The sequence below is a fragment of the Ruminococcus sp. 1001136sp1 genome, from assembly GCF_039841815.1.
Taxonomy (GTDB): Bacteria; Bacillota; Clostridia; order Lachnospirales; family Lachnospiraceae; genus Blautia_A; species Blautia_A faecis.
Map to the genome: position 1 here is coordinate 123,795 of NZ_JBDPGY010000001.1, position 18,611 is coordinate 142,405.

Consider the following 18,611-nt stretch of genomic DNA (forward strand, 5'->3'; position numbering starts at 1 on the left):
GGAACATGCCATGAAAAAACAATCATTTGGAATTATTCTGGCGGCAGTGCTGGGAGCAGGAAGCCTTTTCAGTGCAGTTATTCCAGGCACGGATGCGCTTTTTACTACTGCTTTGCCAGGTACGGGAGCTGTTACGGTACAGGCCGAAGCTTCCAACAGCTTTGGCGGATCCGGCAGTGAGGAAGATGACTCTTATCAGGACTTTGCAGCCTCCGAATTTTCCCTTGTCCTGGACGAGGCGGATCTTCTCACAGATGAAGAAGAATCCCAGCTTCTGGATAAGCTGGAAGCCATCACCGGGGAATACAATCTGGAAGTGGCAGTTGCCACAGTAGAGTCGAAAGACGGCAATGAGATGAACTACTTTACAGATCATTTCTTCGATGAGAATGGTTACGGAACCGGCGAAAACCACGACGGAATCCTGTTCATGGTCAGCATTGGCGACCGTGAATGGCACATTACCACCCACGGATATGGTATGATTGCGTTTAACGATGACGGACTTGCTTATCTGAAGGAAAATGTAGAGCCTCTGTTAAAGGATGAAAACTTCTACGGCGCTTTCGATACCTACGCAGATCTGTGTCAGGATCTGTTGGAAATGGCTGCTAACGGGGAGCCTTATACAGAGCCCTTTTCTCCCATATGGATTCTCATTTCCCTGGGAATCGGTCTTGTGCTTGCGTTTCTGTGCACCATGGGCATGAGAGCCCAGCTGAAAAGCGTACGGACACAGGACAGCGCAGTGGATTATGTGCGCCAGGGAAGTATGGCACTGACAAGATCAAACGATATTTTCCTGTATCACACAGTTACCAAAACAGCGAAACCGAAGGATAGTGACAGTTCCTCCGGCAGCTCAGACAGCGATCACGGAGGTACAGGCGGAAGCTTCTAAAAAAGATTCCTTCTTGCAGAATTCTCCGCCTGCGGCAGGTCACCTTGAACGACACCTCCCCCATCCGCCGCAGTGCGATTCTGCCCGGTAATAGGAAATTCCAACAGCATTTTCTATTACAACATAAAAAAGAACTCGATTCATACATGGCAAATAAATGTACTTAGAGCCTCTTTGAAAAAGACTCCCGCATTTATTTACTTTCAATCGAGTTCTTTTTATATATCAGCTAAACAGACATTTCACCTGCCGGCAGCATCACCATATAGGAAAGCCAGCCGGATCAGTCGTCTTCCATCTCCTCTTTCTTCTTTGCAGTCTCAAACACATAGTCATTTCCCGGAAGAACGGCGTTCAGCAGGATTCCTACAATTGCAGCAAGTGCAAGTCCTGTAAGAGTAATATGTGCGCCTGCGATGGTAAATGTAAGTCCATCGGAAATGCCAAGACCACAAACCAGGATAACCGCTGTAATAACCAGGTTACGAGAACGTGTCAGGTCTACTTTGTTCTCAGCTACATTACGGACACCAACAGCAGAGATCATTCCATAAAGAATAAAACTGATACCACCGATGATCGCAGACGGAAGGGAACTGATCACCTCAGCCATCTTCGGGATAAAGCTGAGGATAACTGCATAAATAGCAGCCAGACGGATTACCTTCGGGTCGTAAACACGGCTCAGAGCAAGAACACTGGTGTTCTCTCCGTAAGTTGTATTTGCAGGTCCACCGATCAGTGCTGACAGAGAGGTTGCAAGTCCGTCACCCAGAAGTGTACGGTGAAGCCCCGGGTCTTCGATGAAATTGCGGTCAACCGTTGCGGAAATAGCAGAAATATCGCCAATGTGCTCCATCATGGAAGCAATTGCGATCGGTGCCATTGCAAGGATTGCAGTAATGTTAAATTTGCAGAGGAAGAATTTCGGAACACCTACGATCGGCGCACTTGCTACTCCTGCAAAGCTGAGGATAGCACTTCCATCTGCGTTTGTCATACCCAAGGCATTCATGATCAGGGCAACCACATAAGAAACAACAATACCCATCAGAATCGGAATAATACGGAACATTCCAACGCCCCAGATGTTGAAGAAAATAACAGTTCCAAGTGCGATCAAAGCAAGGATCCAGTTCTGGGATGCGTTGCTGATTGCAGACGGTGCAAGGCTAAGACCAATACAGATAATAATCGGACCAGTTACAACCGGAGGCAGATAACGCATGACGCGCTTTACGCCAATTACCTTGACGATCATTGCAAGTACCAGATACAGAAGTCCTGCTACAAACACACCGCCACATGCATATGGAAGCTTCTCTCCATAAGACATGTTGGCAAAAATTCCGGTGTCAAGCTCTGCAACTGTGGCGAATCCGCCAAGAAATGCAAATGATGATCCCAGGAATGCAGGTACCTTCAGCTTAGTCAGTACATGGAACAGAAGTGTTCCAAATCCGGCACAGAACAGGGTTACCTGAATGGATAAGCCCTCGCCGTGAAAATAGTTGTTTACCAGGATCGGCACCAGAATGGTAGCGCCAAACATGGCGAACATATGCTGGAGTCCCAGGATCAGCATCTGTGGGATTCCAAGCTTTTTGGCATCATAAATGCCCTCAACTCTGAATTTCATAAATATAGTTCCTCCTTTTCCCTTAGAGCGTGTTTGAAAAAGGCTTTCTGCAAGATGTGCGTCACAATTTGTGGGAGATTTTGTCCGGATGAAGGCGCCGTAGCGGGCTACGGCAACTGAATTCGGGCAAAATATACCGCAAAGTGGGGCGTGCAGATTGCGGGAATGATTTTTCAAACACGCTCTAGCGCCTGTTCACGACCTGACTGGTAACGCGCTTCACAATGCACAGAAATCATACATTCGCATGATTTCTTCCTATACGGTCTATACTGTGAACAGCAATCTTGTTATAGTATAAAGTATGCGACAATTTTTTACAATTATTGACTTTCTATAGAAAGTGCGATATGATTTTTACAGTATTCCCATAAAGCATTTTCAATACGCTATAGAGCCTATTTGAAAAAAGTTCTGAAGGGATTGTTAGTTCCTGTTCACTGGTAACGTTCCGCGAGGTGTTTTTTGCGAACAAAGTTCACAGAAAACCCGAGAAGTGCGGCGCGAAATCATGCGAATGCATGATTTCTGTGCATCGCGAAGCGTGTTACTGATCACGGAGTGAACAGTAACGATTGTTATTGCATAGGGCAATGGCAACTTTATCACACTACGGAGGTTTTTATCATGTCAAATTTTTCAGATATGGACAATGTTTTTATTATGGATCACCCGCTGATCCAGCATAAGATTTCCATTCTTCGTAATAAGGAGACCGGAACAAATGAATTCCGCAAACTTATTGAGGAGATTGCAGTTCTTATGGGTTTTGAAGCTCTTCGCGATCTTCCTCTTGAGGATGTTGAAGTTGAGACTCCTATTGAGACTTGCAGAACTCCTATGATTTCTGGTAAGAAGCTTGCTGTTGTTCCTGTACTTCGTGCAGGTCTGGGTATGGTAAATGGTATCACCACTCTGGTTCCATCTGCCAAGATCGGTCATATTGGTCTTTACCGTGACCCGGTTACTCATGAGCCTCATGAGTACTATTGTAAGCTTCCGGATCCTATCGACCAGCGTCTCATCGTTATGGTTGACCCCATGCTTGCAACTGGCGGCTCTGCTATCTCCGCTGTTAACTTCATCAAACAACATGGTGGAAAGAGCATTAAATGTATGTTTGTTATCGCTGCTCCGGAAGGTCTGAAACGACTTCATGAGGTGCACCCGGATGTGCAGATCTATGTAGGACATCTGGACAGAGAACTGAACGACCGCGCTTATATCTGCCCGGGACTTGGCGATGCAGGCGACAGAATTTTTGGTACTAAATAGATTTTTGACCAGAGCATATTTGAAAAAGGCTGAATTCCGGAAATTATCTCATTTCCAGAATTCAGCCTTTTTTTGCCCGATCATGCTTTTTCCATCTTCGCCTTATACTCTACGCAAAGCATGGTAATATCATCAAACTGCGGTGCCTCTCCCACAAAAGCATCAATATCTTTTTTCACTTCAGGCAGAATTTCTGATGGTGTTCTGTCTTTTACACGATTCAGAACCTGCTCCAGACGCTCCATTCCATAAAGCTGATTTTCTACATTTGTAGCCTCAGTCACACCGTCTGTATACTGGAAGATCAAATCTCCCACATCCAGCGTCATACTGCCGGCTTTATAGTTCATATCTTCAAATCCGGCGAGGACAAAGCCTGGACGGATCTTATATGCCTCAAAACTGGCGCCTGCTTTACAGATAAACGGCATTTCATGTCCAGCATTTACGAAACAGAACTCTCCTGTCACCAGATCCAGCACACCTTCAAAAGCAGTGATAAACAAGCCTTCACTGTTTGCCTCACAAAGAAGATTATTTACAGTAGAGAAAACCTCCCCCAAATCTCTTCCTGGTGTAGTGTGATCCTTGATAAGCGTTTTTCCAATGACCATAAAGAGCGCAGCCGGAACACCTTTTCCGGATACATCGGCCATAACAATTGCCAGATGTGTCTCATCTACCATGAAGAAATCGTAAAAATCACCGCCAACTTCTTTTGCAGGTGTCATAGTTGCATAAATATCAAATTCCTTACGATCCGGAAAGGCCGGGAAAATACATGGCAGCATGGATGCCTGAATATTCCTGGCAATATCCAGCTCAGTGCCGATTCGCTCCTTCTCGGCAGTCACTTTGGACAGATTGGCAATGTAATTTTCAAGCTCTTCCATCATAAAGTTAAAAGAGTCACTTAGTGCCTCGATCTCATCACCAGTTTTCATGGTAATTCTCTGATTCTCAAACTTTCCGCTCTCTGTAATCTCCTGGGTAAAATTAGCCAGCCTGCTGATCGGTCTGGTGATTGTCTTTCGCACAAAGACAATATACGCGGCCATCGTCACTGCGATAATGCAAAAAGAAATCAGAAACATATTGATAAGAAAGGAATTCAGATAATTCCTGACCTCTTTCATATCCAGAATATACTGAATTTCTGCTAGAGCCTTTCCATTCTCGTCCAGAATCACCGAAATACCCGTGTAATTATAGCCATAGCTGTTGTCCGTCACAAGCGGATGATCCACACCTTTATTCTGCTGATATTGGTTCCATATGGTAATATATTTCTCCATGTCAGCAGGATCATCAGGATTTGCAGCGTCAGTGTACAAAATGTCACTTCCATAGGCAATCTGATTCGCAGGATCATCTCCCAATTCCTCAACCAGGGCATCTATGTAGAAATGAACACTGTCTTCATCCGGAACAACCAGAGACAGATATGTAACATCGCCGTCCTTTTTCAGCTTGTTAAACAACGTAACCATTTCCGAATATTCTTCTGTCTTGTCCCCACCTTCTGCCAGGATTTTCTTCACATCCGAAACCGACATCATATCTGCAATACTATTGCTGTTCGTCATTACCCTCTGTGCATATAGATTTTCCAGATAGGATCTGGAGCTTCTATAGCTGAAAAGAGAAATGGCAATGGTAAGGATTACACCGATCACGCCAAGTGAAAGTATAAATTTAGGAAGAAGTTTTATTTTCATTTGCAATTCCTTTCCTTAACTTTCTTAAAATAGACCTCTGCATCACACTTGCAGCGTCCTTTGCAATATGGACAATAAAGTTCTTTTTTATTATACCAGATCATCTTTGCAGAAAAAAGATGAACAAACCTGCATTCCTGAAGTGCCCTTTCCAGAGGAACTTTACCGCCTGCATTCCAGCAGATGATAAACACTTCCCCTATGCCCTTCTCCGCAAACTGCCTCAACGCATACTTCATAAGCCAAACTGCCAGCCCCTGTCTGCGAAATGCTTCTTTTATTCCTACTGACTGAATCTTGCCAACAGGTGCCAAAGTATCCTGCTGGCATACCCGTTGGATTTTCTGTTCCGTAAGCCTGGTATCCTCTGCAATCTTCTTCTCATTGGTAAGATAGTAATAAATATATCCTGCAAGTTCTCCTTCTGCAGTTCTCAGCAGAAGGAATGCCCGTTCACTGCTTCCAATGGCCTGCTCAAGCTCTTCTTTCTGATACAGATTTTCGCCTACGCACCGGTCCATAAGCTGCAGTGTTTCCTCAATATCCTCTTTTTCCAATGAACACAGACAAAATTCTCTGCCAGAAGCCCCAAACCTCCCTGTCTTTTGTGTCATAAGCTTCCCTTCTCACAGGACAAAATCTGCATGCCCATTGTAATCTCCGATTCCTCACTCAGAATCAGCTGCTGAAGCTCTTCATAATTCTTCTTCAGCCAGTTCTGCCAGTCCTGATATTTTCTGTTATCCGGTTCTTCTGCCAGCAAGATTTCCACATCCTCGGGCAAATAGGAAAAAAAGGTCTGGAAAATATCTTCTTTTTGCTGCTGTTCGCCTTTGGCAGCGGAAATCCCCTTGCACCAGACATGGATATGATCGTATCCGCAGTTGGTCAGCCAGCCGGGAACGGCCTGACCGGTTTCTCTTTTTCCTGCGTATTTGTCCTCTTTTAAGATATCCAGAAACTGTCCAAGAAGATTCTTTTCATCTGGAGCCAAAGTGGATATGCGGTCATTGCTTTCTGTGATAAAAATCACTCCGCCTTTTTTCAAAAAATTCTTCAATGTGCGAAGCAGCTTTTCCCCATCATGCAAATGCATTAATACAAAAGAAAGACAGATCAGATCAAATTCTCTGTCTTCCGGTTCCGTGCATAGCTTCTGAAAATCCGCGGAAAACGAATCCCGATCCACATCCATCTGATAAAAAGAAAATTTAGTATTTCCGTACTGACTGTTGGCTCTTTCCACAAGCTGCTGATTATACTCCAGGCCAATCACCCTGGAAATCCTGTCATCTGAAAAGCGGTGAAAGGTTCGGGCTCCATCATTGCAACCAATATCCAGAACAGAAAGTTCTGGCTTCCCCTTAAAAAAATGCTCTAACGCAGGTTTCTCTGCCTGTGACAACAGCAAATTCTGTCTTCTCAGTCGTTCCCTCTCTTTTTCTTCCTGAAATACTAACTGACTTTGCACTACTTGTCTCCTTGTCCGTCAAAATTTACGCTCTGAATAATAACCGCTTCGCATTCTCTTCCGTCACTGCAATTACTTCTTCTGCAGTAATTCCCTTAATCTGCGCCAGGGCTTCTGCAACATAGGGCAGATTCAAGGAAGAATTTCTCCTGCCTCGATTGGGCTCCGGTGCCATATAAGGGCAGTCCGTTTCCAGAACGATCTGGGACAGCGGCGCTATGGCAGCTACTTCTTTCAGCTTCTTTGCATTTTTGAAAGTAAGCACGCCGCCAATGCCAAGATAAAGTCCCATTTTCAAATATTCCGCCGCAATCTCCTTACTGTAGGAAAAACAGTGAATGATTCCGCCGGACATATCTTTTTTCATATATTCCTTTACAATCTCCAGAGTGTCCTCGGCTGCATCCCGGCTGTGGATCATAAATGGCAGCTTCTCCTCCCTGGCAATGTCCATCTGGGCCCGGAACATCTCCTGCTGCTGTTTATGCTCCGCCGCTTCCTTATGCCAGTAATAGTCCAGACCAATTTCTCCGATGGCGACCATTTTCTTCAAATGGGAAAGACGCCGGATCTCATCCAGAGTATCCTGTGTCATAATTCCTGCATCGTCGGGATGAACCCCCACTGCGCCATACACAAAAGGATACGCTTTTATCAATTCCAAGGTCCCGCCAAATCCCCCGGCTGACGCGCACACATTTACAATACAGCCCACTCCCCCGTCTTTCATGGAAGAAAGGAGCTGATCTCTGTCTTCGTCAAATGCCTCATCATCATAATGTGCATGTGTATCAAATATCATTTTTCTGCCTCATTTTTCTTTGAAATACAACAATTATAGCATACTAAAATCATACCAGTAAAGTGTTATAAACCTCTTTTTGGAAGTTCTATTTTAGTTGTTACTGTGAATAGAACGAACATCGAACTATTTTAAACACAATTTCAAAAACACAAAAAATACTTGACAATTCAGAAGATTCGACAGATAATGTGAAGCTTGAAAAAATTGATATTCCTTATGTCTAGGTACCAGGCGGTAGCATTTTTGCATATATAAACGGAGACAGTACCGGAAAAACAGTTCTTCTCAGATCCGACATCGATGCACTTCCCATACTGGAATCCGAGACTAATCTAAAGAATAAAAAAGTATGTATTTCCAAAAATCCTGGTGTTATGCATGGCTTCGGCCATGACGGCCACATTGCTATGCTTCTTAGCGCCGCAAAAATACTGAAGAATATGGAAGCATCCCTAAATGGACGCGTTGTCCTTATGTTTGAGGAAGGAGAAGAAGGACATCGGAATATAGAAAAGCTTTTGGCTTATATGGCAGAAAAGGACATGAAGTTTGACACCTGCTACGCCTCTCATGTGCGTTGGGACATTCCCACAGGAAAACTTTCCTGCTGCCAGGGTTCTGCCATGTCAGGTCTTTACCACTTCGTACTTGAAATAAATGGAAAAGGCGGACACGGTTCCAGACCGGATCTTGCTCACAGTGTAATTGACTGTTTCCATGACATATATTCCAACCTTGATACACTCCGGTTAAAATACATAAAACCAAACACCGTTCTGACCTGGTCTCTGGGCTCTGTCAATGCAGGAGCAACCTTTAACCTGATTCCCGACAAGCTTACCTGCGAGGGAAGCATCCGAATGATGGATCGAAGCAGCGGAGAAGAATTTATCAAAGAATTTGAACGAATTGTTGCTGCAATTTGTCCTCTTAATTACTGTACCTACCAGTTTAAATTGCTGGAACAGCTTTTACCTACAGAGAACTATCCTGCATGCAGAAAAACCTATATTGATTCTATCAAGAAACAGATCGGCGAAGATGTCATATATGATTGTGAGCCATGGATGGCATCTGAAACCTTCAGTTATATGTGCAGCCTGTTTCCAGGTGTAGAAACCTTCGTGAGAATAAAAAATGACGAATTAGGTTCCGGCGCTAATCACCATACCCCGGAATTTGATCTGGACGAGGACGGACTTATCTATGGTACTGCCGCTGCCGTCAGCTACGTTTTGGAATACTTGGAAAACACGCCTGACACTTCTGCTTTTGAACCTGCATACAACAGCATCAGCGAACTGATTGCGACATTTGGTCAACAGCCAGGAAGTACCGAATATATGGATTTGATGCTGAACAGCAACAATTTCGGAATTGACGGTACTGCAGAGCTGCTTGCAAATGTAATTCGTAAAAATTTCGAATTATAGATCTTCCTAGAGCGTGTTTGAAAAAGGCTTTCTGCAAGATGTGCGTCACAATTTGTGGGAGATTTCGCTCGGATGAGGGCGCCGTAGCGGGCTACGGCAACCGAATTCGGGTGAAATCTCCCGCAAAGTGGGGCGTGCAGATTGCGGGAATGATTTTTCAAACAGGCTCTAATGTACTTATGCTGCCTCACGCCGCATATTTTACCGATCAGGCACTGGAAGATATGGTGCACAATTCACTGATTGTAACAAGCCAGTATTTTAAAACTATGAAAGAGCAGCCATAAGCAGTCTTCGTCAGCCCACAAACTAAGAATCCCCTCCACAAAAGCAACTGCTGCATAGTGGAGGGGATTCTCATTTACTATAAAATTTATGAATATTTACTGCCTTGCACAATTTCCAGCTTCCCCGGTCATAATCTCAATGCCATGACCAAGAGCTCCAATAATGTATTCCAGACTCTCCTTTACTGCTTTCGGACTGCCTGGAAGATTAATGATCAGAGTCTTTTTCCGGATTCCGGCTGTGGCGCGGCTGAGCATGGCGCGTTTTGTGATCGTCATGCTGTAGGCGCGGATGGCTTCCGAGATTCCTGGAACCTTACGTTCTGTGATATCTTCGGTGGCCTCCGGCATAACATCCCGCGGGGAAAAACCTGTTCCACCAGTAGTCAAAATCAGTTCTGCCTGATTCTCATCTGCGATTTCCGCCATTCGTCTGGAAAGCATGGCACGGTCATCCGGAAGAATATCCATAGATACTACCTGATAGCCTTCTCTTTCTGCGATTTCCTTAATTGCCGGACCGCTTAAATCTTCCCGCTTGCCCTGAAATCCCATATCACTGGATGTGATAATTGCTACTCGTTTCATTTTTCTCCCCCCTTCGTTTTTATTTCTTTGAATAAAAAATCTCCACTCTTACCGCCAGTTTTCTCTACCAGGTGAATATCCGTCATCACCATATGCTTGTCGATTGCCTTGCACATATCATAAATTGTAAGAAGAGTCACCTGCACACCTGTAAGGGCTTCCATTTCCACACCGGTTTTACCGTCTGTCTTCACAGTGCAAAAAGTGCGGATAATTCCATTTTCTTTTTCAATTTCGAAATCAATGGTACATTTGGTAACCGGCAAAGGATGGCACATAGGTACCAGATCCGAGGTGTGCTTCACAGACATGATCCCGGCAACTCTGGCAACGCCAAGAACGTCTCCCTTTGCCACAGTGCCTGCAGTAAGATGCTCCATGATTTCTGCTCCAACCTGGATAGAACCTGTTGCAATTGCAGTTCTGTGGGTAATCGGTTTATCCGAGACATCCACCATAACAGCATTACCATTTTTATCAAAATGGCTTAGTTTATTACACATAATTCGTCCCTTTTTATAACAATATTAACCTATTGTATTATATTCCGGCTATATCAGATGGACGCTTCCGGTCAAAATCAGCAGATTTCAGATCCTGTCGGCATATTTTTTTCAGGGCTGACTACGCATACATTTCCCTCAGCATCCTCTGCGCAGAGAATCATTCCCTCACTAAGAATTCCTGCAAGTTTCGCTGGTTTTAAGTTGGTTACTACCATAACCTTTTTGCCAACCATTTCCTCTGGTGTATAGTAAGCCTTGATTCCAGATACGATCTGGCGAACCTGGCTTCCAATCTTAACCTGGGAGCAAAGAAGCTTCTTGGATTTCTTCACCGCCTCACAGGCAATAACCTCACCAACCTGGAACTGAAGCTTTGCGAAATCATCAAATGTGATCTCCGGCTTCGCCTCAATATCTACAACCTTCTCCTCTGGCTTTTCTTCCTTCGGCTCTTCTTTCGGTGGATGAAGCTCGTTTACTTTTTCCATAACTTCTTTGATGTCCATACGGGCAAAAAGGATCTCCGGTTTGTCTGTTACCTTGTTTCCTGACGGATACAGTCCAAATGTCTTCAGATCCTCAAGAGTTCTCTCAGAAGCATTTAACTGACCAAGGATTCTCTTTGTTGTGTCCGGCATAAAGGACTCAAGAAGAGTGGTTCCAATGCAAATGCCCTCAACCAGATTGTAAAGAACGGTTGCAAGACGATCCTGTTTGGACTCATCCTTTGCAAGTGCCCATGGCATTGTCTCATCAATATATTTGTTGCAGCGTTTGAAAATAGTGAACACTTCTGTGATGGCATCTGCTACACGAAGTTTCTCCATCTTTGCATCAACCTTTGCAGGAACAGAAAGAATGAAGCTCTTCAGATCATCGTCAACAGGTTCTGTTACGCCTTTATTCTCTACCACGCCGCCAAAGTATTTGTTTGACATGGAGATGGTACGGTTTACCAGGTTTCCAAGAGTATTTGCCAGCTCGGAATTCATACGCTCTACCATCAGCTCCCAGGTGATCACACCATCGTTGTCAAACGGCATTTCATGAAGTACGAAATAACGGACAGCATCAACGCCGAAGAAATCAACCAGCTCGTCTGCGTAGATAACGTTTCCTTTGGATTTGCTCATTTTTCCATCGCCCTGGAGAAGCCACGGATGACCGAATACCTGCTTCGGAAGAGGCAGATCCAGTGACATCAGGAAGATTGGCCAGTAAATAGTATGGAAACGGATGATATCTTTTCCAATAAGATGAAGGTCGGCAGGCCACATCTTGTTAAACAGTTCAGAATTGTCTCCATCGCAATCATAACCGATTCCGGTAATATAGTTGGTCAGGGCATCCAGCCATACATATACAACATGCTTCGGATCAAAGTCTACCGGAATTCCCCATTTGAAAGAAGTTCTGGATACGCACAGATCCTGAAGTCCCGGAAGAAGGAAGTTGTTCATCATCTCGTTCTTACGGGATTCCGGCTGAATGAATTCCGGATGTGTCTTAATGTGCTCGATCAGACGGTCTGCGTATTTGCTCATTTTGAAGAAATAAGCCTCTTCTTTAGCTGGTACGCATGGGCGTCCGCAGTCCGGACATTTTCCGTCTACAAGCTGGGATTCTGTAAAGAAGGACTCGCATGGAGTACAGTACATTCCCTCGTACTCTCCTTTGTAGATGTCCCCTTTTGCATACATTTTCTTGAAAATCTTCTGTACCTGTTTCTCATGGTCTGCATCTGTGGTACGGATGAATTTGTCATAGGATGTGTTCATCAGATCCCAGATATTCTTGATCTGACCGGATACGTTATCAACGAATTCCTTAGGTGTAACACCTGCTTCTTCTGCTTTCAGCTCAATCTTCTGGCCATGCTCGTCAGTTCCGGTCTGGAAAAATACGTCGTAGCCCTGCTGTCTTTTATAACGCGCAATGGCGTCTGCCAGAACCGCCTCGTAGGTATTGCCAATGTGCGGCTTGCCAGATGTATAGGCAATGGCTGTGGTGATGTAATATTTTGGTTTACTCATTGTATTTCCTCCTTTTCTGTGTAACAAAAAGAGCTGGTTAAACTTCTCCTTCCTGTCACAACATAAAAAAACGTCTTCTCAAATATACTGAGAAGACGAGTTATCCCGTGTTACCACTTCTATTCATTCCCGCCTCACGGTACAGATGGAAAAACCATCTTCGGGAATCTCACCGGGTACCTTCATACCCTTACGCTATAACAGGCGTTCCTGTCGCAGCCTAAATTACTTCAACTGCGCCCCTCCAAAGCCATCTTCCATCTGTTCCATACACACCCCCTCTCAGCCTGGAAAAGCAACTCTTAACTGCTCATCTCCCGGGGGATTCTCTGTAATGCGGTACGCAAATGTACTCTCTTTTTCTATGGGTTTGGCTTATAAATTCATATAAAAGAGCGTATCACATTTTAATGGGTTTGTAAACCCAAATTTATCATTTTACAGCGATGCAATATTTATAATTTTAGTGTAAATTTAGCCAAATTACTATTGACAAATTTGCAATTATCTTGTATATTAATATCAGTAACAATTACTATTATCGAGAGAAAGGAGGAATCAGATGGCCACATTGAAATACAGCCGCCAGAGAGAATCTATTAAGGAGTTTCTTACTGGCAGAACCGACCATCCCACCGCTGATTTTGTTTATGAGAATATGAAGCAGATTTATCCAAACATCAGCCTTGGAACTGTATACCGAAACCTCTCTCTTCTCGCTGATCTGGGTGAAATACAGAAGCTTTCCAGCTTTGGCGGAGCAGACCGATTCGATGCCCGCACCGTTCCCCATTGTCACTTTATGTGCACCCGCTGCGGCAGAGTGATGGACGTATTCAGCGAACATATTGATAAAAGCCTTGAGAGTATTGCAGCTGACTTTAAGGATGGTCAGATTTCCGATTATAAAGCAAGATTTTTCGGAATTTGCAAGGAATGCCTGAAGGAAGAGTCTCACTAATCAGTTGAATAAATTTTTCATTTTCTGATCATAGCTATTCTGTAGGGAATTACAGCCGCTCGACAAGCAATGGCCACAGCACCAAACTTTAAGTGAACATTCGATCCTGTTAGAAAAAAGTTTCAATAACTCTTGACAAGCAAGAAACAATATGTTACCATAAAACAGTAATGATTACTATTATTAAAAACTAAATAAAAATTTTATATAAGAAAAGGAGAATTTAATTATGGCTAAATGGGTATGTAGTGTATGTGGTTATGTTCATGAAGGTGACACAGCTCCGGAAGTATGTCCAATCTGCAAGGCTCCGGCTGAGAAATTTACGAAACAGGATGATGAAATGGCATGGGCAGCTGAGCATGTTGTAGGCGTTGCTAAAGGTGTCAGCGAAGACATCCTTGCTGATTTAAGAGCAAACTTCGAGGGCGAGTGCTCTGAGGTTGGTATGTATCTTGCTATGGCACGTGTTGCTCACAGAGAAGGATATCCGGAAGTTGGTATGTATTATGAGAAAGCTGCTTATGAAGAAGCAGAGCACGCAGCTAAATTCGCTGAGTTATTAGGTGAAGTTGTTACAGACAGCACCAAGAAGAACCTTGAGATGCGTGTAGCCGCTGAGAACGGTGCAACAGCTGGTAAGACTGATCTTGCGAAACGCGCTAAAGCAGCTAACCTTGACGCAATCCATGACACAGTTCATGAGATGGCAAGAGACGAAGCAAGACACGGAAAAGCATTCGCTGGTCTGCTTAAGAGATATTTCGGAGAATAATTTTTACCGGGGAATCGCATAAAATAAAGCTTTTTATAAAAGGGAATCACTTTCGTGATTCCCTTTTTGGGCAGACTTCCGTCATTTTTAATATGTAAATCAGGTGTCCCTAACCCATTTTTCACTCTTAAAAACTCTCAAAATGTGTCTCTCCCGTTTCGTTTAATTTGTGCGGACCACAGTCCCTCCCCGCATAGCTTCTCTCGCTATTTTGTACTTAATTTTCTGTAAATTCATACAATGGCATATTGTTCTCATCATATAAAACAATCATCATAACCGCATTCACCTCGCCGGTTGCACTTTCAAAGCATAATAAATAATAGCCGTCACGGTCTAATGATTTCACAATATAACGTTTTTCCTGATTTCCAGATGTAATTGTTCGGATCAGTTTTCCATCTTCGATTCGCCAGCTTCCATTAATCTCAGGCCAGTTGGGATTTATTTCTTCTCTTGTGCGATAGCTGTCATCTGTTCCAAAGCTTCCAAGCTGTTTTGTATTACCATCTGCATCATATTCATAAAGGTCTCCGGCACCAGTGGTTCCGCCAATTGCCCAATTAACAGTATAATACCGGAATCTGCATGGAAAAATGGAGGATAATTCCTCTTCTGTTAAAGTCTCAAACTCGTCTGCATGAGCTTTGAAGTAATAAAATCCACTTTCATAGTCATTATCCGCATCTGTATGATTCACATATGCAGCAATAAAATCATCTTTGGATTTTATAACCTTCTCCGCCTGTGCAAGCTCTGCTTCCTGTTTTTTCCTGCTGCTTTCCTGCGCTTCTTCTATTTCATGTTTACTTTTTCTTTCCTTCCTGCCTTCCTCATCTAACGGCGCACCATATCCGCCTTCATCAATTAGCTCTGCGATATTGCCTGCTTCCAATGCAAAGCTATATTTAGATGAACCAAGATTCAGTACACAACGTATATCATTTCCTTCATATAAACATTTCACAATATCTTCTCCTGAAGATCCGCTGACATAAACATTGCCATTGGGTTCCTCACCTAGCAAACCATATTCATATACCGTATTTATACTTCCAACTTTTATTTTCAATTCTTTAGAATCAGAAGAAAAATAAGTAGCAGGGGTATCCTTATACTCTAAAAGTTTAAAAGATAAATCATAACAATAATCAAATTCATCAAAATTAATATATGCTGTGACAAGCAGATCACTACCGGTTGTTGCCGTGTTGCTAAAGGTTCCGGAAACAACCGTACTTATAACAGATTGCCCCGTTGCATCCCCGAAGTCATCTACTACCGCAACTTTTCCCCAGGAGTTATTGTTTCCTTCATCCGTACTGGAATCCTCTTCTATTTCTGAAACTACCTCTGCATTCTCTTCCCCATGGGAAAGCGTTGGAGACATAAATACACACCCCAATGCCAACGCCAGCGCTAATGTTCTTTTCTTCATCCTTTGACCCCCATTTTTTGTAATTTTATTTGAGACTGATAGGTTATCATATAATAATAGGAGGAAGGAAAGCAATTACCTGAAAGCATAGTACAAGAAGAAATTATTACTGTTCACGACCTTCACAGCAACACGCTTCGCGATGCACAGAAATCATACTTTGCAGGATTCTGCTACTGCAGCAGGGAGTCTCGGCGGCATCTGCCATTGTGCCGTAATATAAAAAGAGTTACAGACCGCAAAATGATTAATCTGTAACCCTAAAACTCTTATTAAAATATTACTTGAACGCTATATAAAAAAGCCCTCACAGAGCATTACTCCGAAGCAGTCTCAAAATTTGCCTTCGCCGTATCCACCGAATGCTCTGCTTTATTATCAATGTCCACATCATTTTCTGAGAAAGTACTTCCCGCGAAATCAAGGACTTCATTCCCAGGTAGATTCTCAATGCAGACCGCCGTTCCATTTCCGGTAAATGTATTATTCAGATAGTTGGGCGCTGTACCATAAGCCATGCTGCTGTTAAACTTCAGTGCAATTTTATTATTGGTAAAAGTACAGTCCATTGCATTTACCCAGGCTTCATTATTGGCAATTGCAGCCGTATCCCAACCATTAAAACTGCATTTGGAAAGTAAAGTAAGACAATACGCGTTCACCCCAATTCCAGAATTCCCTTTAAACTGGATTCCTGACATTTCCGCGTAATTTCCATTCAATCCGCGCAAGCTGACGGTTCCTGTAAAAGTAGTCACGTCATCTCCGTCTGAGCTGCCATAAATTCCCCACACATGATTTCCAAAAACAATATCACCATCATAAGTTACTGCCGGAAGATGAAGGTAAACCGGAGTTTCCGATGACACCTCTTCCTCAATGGAAGCCAGCAATGCATTCAGTTCCTCTGTGGTCTCCATAGGCGTATCCTCTGAAAAATAGGTAACTGCTGCCTGCTTTTCAATGGTAAGCCGTGTGCTAAGAGAAATCGTATCTCCGTTTTTCATCGTCAGATTCCACAAGATATCGTTAGTACCGCTGTCTGAGGTATAAATAATATCAGAAACATATGCTGCATTTGGAAAACTCTCGTTATGAACCGGTTCTACATAATCTACCTTCCGGGAATTTTCTCCAGGTTTTGTATCCACCTTACAGGAAACTACCTTTTCTGTAAATTCTTCCCACGCCAGTTCTCCAGTCTCCTGATCCAGAACATACAGCTGACATGGAAGGGCACTCTCCATTCCCTGCGCCAGTGTATCAGTACGTTCGCCCTGGGCATGTCCTGTTACTCCATCATCTTCGGAAAAATTCAACAGCAGTTTATAAGATTTTCCTTTGTCTTTATAAACCACCTGCGCCCCTCCCTCATAGGACTTCGGACGGTGATGCAGGGAAAAAGCTGCTCCAACAGCTGCCAGAAGCACTACCACAGCAGCTGCTCCAAAAGCCGCCTTTCTCCATCGTTTCGGTGCTTTTATCTCCTGTTTTTCCTTCTGGACTGCTGTACAGTGAGGACAAAAAGAAGCGTTGTCCGAAAGAGGCTGTCCGCATTTTATACATTTTTTACTCATATTTTTCTCCTATTACGATATATTTATGGTTAACATACCTTACAGCTAGAGCGTGTTTGAAAAAGGCTTTCTGCAAAATGTGCGTCACAATTTGTGGGAGATTTCGCTCGGATGAGGGCGCCGTAGCGGGCTACGGCAACCGAATTCCGGTGAAATCTCCCGCAAAGTGGGGCGTGCAGATTGCGGGAATGATTTTTCAAACACACTCTAGTAAGTAATTATCCATCTTGTATTATAAATTTACAGGCTTTTTTCCAGAGACCATAAGCTTTTTATGCTTTACAAAACCTCCATCAGATGAAGGATATTCTTGTATCTTTTCTCCGGATTTACCATGGTACAACGCTGGACGATCCTGCCCATTCTTCCGCTGGCAAGCTTCCTGGAGGGATGTTCCCCAGTCAGCATAATGTTCAGCAGAACTCCCAGTGCATAAATATCCGCACGCCCATCAGACTGGGAGAGCCCATACTGTTCCGGTGCTGCAAAGCCTGTGGTTCCAAGAATCTGTGTATCTTCTCTGTTTTCATTTTTATAAATTCTGGAAGCATCAAAATCGATAAGAACCGCTTCGGTTCCACGTATGATCACATTATCTGGCTTTACATCTCTATGTACAACTCCCAGGGAATGAAGCACCCACAAAGCCATGCACAGCTGGCGGGTGATCTGCTTTGCCTGTGCCGCTGTCAAAAGTCCGCCCTGTAAAATCTCCCCCAGCGTATCACCTTGCACATATTCTTCCAGAAGAGCTGTTTTTCCCTCCTTTTCCCCCACCTCCATGATCTGGGGCAGATTGGGACAGGATACCGTAAGAAGCTTCCGGTACACTTCACTGCTGCCGGAAAAATGTCTGAAAATATAGCGGTTTCCGCTTGCCCTGTGGCGTATCAAGGTTACTTCGCCCCGCTCGCTTTTTTTGATCAATGTGACCCTGTCATATTCGTCACAAACTGCGCCTAAAAGACTGTCATAAATTTCCATATTTCTCCTTATCACCAACTATCATTCCCCAAATGGACATATCACCTGCACGCTATGAGAATCAGCTGTTCCTCGCCAATGGCACTCCCACAGCTATGGAACACTGCCAGAGGGCAACAACCACTATGCTGACTGCATATTGTTTTTCAGAATTTTTTATAGTATAGTTTTATTTGATTGTATTGTTAAAATTATTTTAACTTATTGACAAATTATTGTA

General features: G+C 43.6%; 21 protein-coding genes, 1 pseudogene and 1 other annotated feature. Of the genes and pseudogenes, 9 read left to right on the forward strand and 13 right to left on the reverse strand.

What is annotated here, in order from left to right:
* Positions 1-10 precede the first annotated feature (10 nt).
* Complete coding sequence (locus tag ABHC48_RS00610) at positions 11-901, forward strand: TPM domain-containing protein (protein ID WP_195698961.1); 891 nt, start codon at positions 11-13, stop codon at positions 899-901.
* Positions 902-1,184: 283 nt separating this feature from the next.
* Here ABHC48_RS00610 and ABHC48_RS00615 read toward each other — a convergent pair whose 3' ends face one another.
* On the reverse strand, positions 1,185-2,540 hold the full coding sequence (locus tag ABHC48_RS00615; protein ID WP_195698960.1) for a uracil-xanthine permease family protein: 1,356 nt from the start codon (positions 2,538-2,540) through the stop codon (positions 1,185-1,187).
* 54 nt (positions 2,541-2,594) lie between these two features.
* On the opposite strand from ABHC48_RS00615, the gene ABHC48_RS00620 reads away from it, so the two are divergent.
* From ABHC48_RS00620 to upp, 3 genes are all read left to right on the forward strand, one after another.
* Positions 2,595-2,660, forward strand: a complete 66-nt coding sequence (locus ABHC48_RS00620) for a DUF6783 domain-containing protein (RefSeq protein WP_334285434.1) — start codon at positions 2,595-2,597, stop codon at positions 2,658-2,660.
* A 30-nt stretch (positions 2,661-2,690) separates the two neighbouring features.
* Positions 2,691-2,753 (forward strand): DUF6783 domain-containing protein, encoded by a 63-nt coding sequence (locus ABHC48_RS00625; protein ID WP_334285435.1) that lies wholly within the window; start codon positions 2,691-2,693, stop codon positions 2,751-2,753.
* 432 nt (positions 2,754-3,185) lie between these two features.
* Entirely contained in the window at positions 3,186-3,815 is a 630-nt protein-coding gene (upp, locus tag ABHC48_RS00630; RefSeq protein ID WP_118579383.1) for a uracil phosphoribosyltransferase, read from the forward strand.
* A gap of 80 nt (positions 3,816-3,895) precedes the next feature.
* Here upp and ABHC48_RS00635 read toward each other — a convergent pair whose 3' ends face one another.
* Genes ABHC48_RS00635 through ABHC48_RS00650 form a run of 4 tightly spaced genes read right to left on the reverse strand, consistent with a single transcriptional unit; the run spans position 3,896 to position 7,806 of the window.
* The gene (locus tag ABHC48_RS00635; RefSeq protein ID WP_243284453.1) at positions 3,896-5,533 is read right to left on the reverse strand and encodes a SpoIIE family protein phosphatase; all 1,638 of its coding nucleotides are present in this window, start codon (positions 5,531-5,533) and stop codon (positions 3,896-3,898) included.
* Positions 5,530-6,147 (reverse strand): GNAT family N-acetyltransferase, encoded by a 618-nt coding sequence (locus ABHC48_RS00640; protein WP_195698959.1) that lies wholly within the window; start codon positions 6,145-6,147, stop codon positions 5,530-5,532. Before ABHC48_RS00640 ends, ABHC48_RS00635 begins: the two co-directional genes overlap by 4 nt.
* Positions 6,144-7,004, reverse strand: a complete 861-nt coding sequence (locus ABHC48_RS00645) for a class I SAM-dependent methyltransferase (RefSeq protein WP_195698958.1) — start codon at positions 7,002-7,004, stop codon at positions 6,144-6,146. The genes ABHC48_RS00640 and ABHC48_RS00645 overlap by 4 nt, the downstream gene beginning before the upstream one ends.
* 25 nt (positions 7,005-7,029) lie before the next feature.
* Positions 7,030-7,806: a TatD family hydrolase gene (locus ABHC48_RS00650; RefSeq protein WP_195698957.1), complete on the reverse strand. Its 777-nt coding sequence runs from the start codon at positions 7,804-7,806 to the stop codon at positions 7,030-7,032.
* 242 nt (positions 7,807-8,048) lie between these two features.
* On the opposite strand from ABHC48_RS00650, the gene ABHC48_RS00655 reads away from it, so the two are divergent.
* Positions 8,049-9,242 (forward strand): amidohydrolase, encoded by a 1,194-nt coding sequence (locus tag ABHC48_RS00655; protein ID WP_195698985.1) that lies wholly within the window; start codon positions 8,049-8,051, stop codon positions 9,240-9,242.
* Here ABHC48_RS00655 and ABHC48_RS00660 read toward each other — a convergent pair.
* Positions 9,128-9,382: a DUF6783 domain-containing protein gene (locus ABHC48_RS00660; protein WP_334285437.1), complete on the reverse strand. Its 255-nt coding sequence runs from the start codon at positions 9,380-9,382 to the stop codon at positions 9,128-9,130. The genes ABHC48_RS00655 and ABHC48_RS00660 overlap by 115 nt on opposite strands.
* Here ABHC48_RS00660 and ABHC48_RS00665 point away from each other — a divergent pair.
* Positions 9,281-9,529, forward strand: coding sequence for a DUF6783 domain-containing protein (locus ABHC48_RS00665; protein ID WP_195698956.1), 249 nt, complete (start codon positions 9,281-9,283; stop codon positions 9,527-9,529). The two genes, ABHC48_RS00660 and ABHC48_RS00665, sit on opposite strands and share 102 nt — an antisense overlap.
* 96 nt (positions 9,530-9,625) lie before the next feature.
* Here ABHC48_RS00665 and ABHC48_RS00670 read toward each other — a convergent pair whose 3' ends face one another.
* From ABHC48_RS00670 to metG, 3 genes are all read right to left on the reverse strand, one after another.
* Entirely contained in the window at positions 9,626-10,117 is a 492-nt protein-coding gene (locus ABHC48_RS00670) for a MogA/MoaB family molybdenum cofactor biosynthesis protein (RefSeq protein WP_195698955.1), read from the reverse strand.
* Entirely contained in the window at positions 10,114-10,620 is a 507-nt protein-coding gene (gene moaC / locus ABHC48_RS00675; RefSeq protein ID WP_118577929.1) for a cyclic pyranopterin monophosphate synthase MoaC, read from the reverse strand. The genes ABHC48_RS00670 and moaC overlap by 4 nt, the downstream gene beginning before the upstream one ends.
* A 77-nt stretch (positions 10,621-10,697) precedes the next feature.
* Complete coding sequence (gene metG / locus ABHC48_RS00680; RefSeq protein ID WP_195698954.1) at positions 10,698-12,656, reverse strand: methionine--tRNA ligase; 1,959 nt, start codon at positions 12,654-12,656, stop codon at positions 10,698-10,700.
* Positions 12,657-12,744: 88 nt separating this feature from the next.
* Positions 12,745-13,030: a binding site (T-box leader), on the reverse strand.
* Positions 13,031-13,218: 188 nt separating this feature from the next.
* Between metG and ABHC48_RS00685 the strand changes: the two genes are divergently transcribed.
* Together ABHC48_RS00685 and ABHC48_RS00690 are read left to right on the forward strand one after the other, a co-directional pair.
* A complete protein-coding gene (locus tag ABHC48_RS00685; RefSeq protein ID WP_118577930.1) occupies positions 13,219-13,617 on the forward strand; it encodes a transcriptional repressor in 399 nt (132 codons plus the stop codon).
* A gap of 229 nt (positions 13,618-13,846) precedes the next feature.
* On the forward strand, positions 13,847-14,392 hold the full coding sequence (locus ABHC48_RS00690; RefSeq protein WP_148463755.1) for an NADH peroxidase: 546 nt from the start codon (positions 13,847-13,849) through the stop codon (positions 14,390-14,392).
* Between the two features lie 217 nt (positions 14,393-14,609).
* Here the strand turns inward: ABHC48_RS00690 and ABHC48_RS00695 are convergent, their stop codons facing one another.
* The 3 genes and pseudogenes from ABHC48_RS00695 to ABHC48_RS00705 all read right to left on the reverse strand — a co-directional run.
* Complete coding sequence (locus ABHC48_RS00695; protein WP_195698953.1) at positions 14,610-15,830, reverse strand: hypothetical protein; 1,221 nt, start codon at positions 15,828-15,830, stop codon at positions 14,610-14,612.
* A gap of 317 nt (positions 15,831-16,147) precedes the next feature.
* Positions 16,148-17,407 carry a zinc ribbon domain-containing protein gene (locus ABHC48_RS00700; RefSeq protein WP_195698952.1) on the reverse strand — a complete coding sequence of 420 codons (1,260 nt, stop codon included), beginning with the start codon at positions 17,405-17,407 and terminating at the stop codon, positions 16,148-16,150.
* 29 nt (positions 17,408-17,436) lie between these two features.
* Positions 17,437-17,547 (reverse strand): annotated as a pseudogene (locus tag ABHC48_RS00705) (DUF6783 domain-containing protein); the annotation flags it as partial.
* On the opposite strand from ABHC48_RS00705, the gene ABHC48_RS00710 reads away from it, so the two are divergent.
* Positions 17,497-17,625 (forward strand): DUF6783 domain-containing protein, encoded by a 129-nt coding sequence (locus ABHC48_RS00710; RefSeq protein ID WP_319017833.1) that lies wholly within the window; start codon positions 17,497-17,499, stop codon positions 17,623-17,625. The pseudogene ABHC48_RS00705 and the gene ABHC48_RS00710 overlap by 51 nt on opposite strands.
* A gap of 61 nt (positions 17,626-17,686) precedes the next feature.
* On the opposite strand, the gene ABHC48_RS00715 is transcribed toward ABHC48_RS00710, so the two are convergent.
* Entirely contained in the window at positions 17,687-18,391 is a 705-nt protein-coding gene (locus ABHC48_RS00715) for a serine/threonine-protein kinase (RefSeq protein ID WP_148463804.1), read from the reverse strand.
* Positions 18,392-18,611 lie beyond the last annotated feature (220 nt).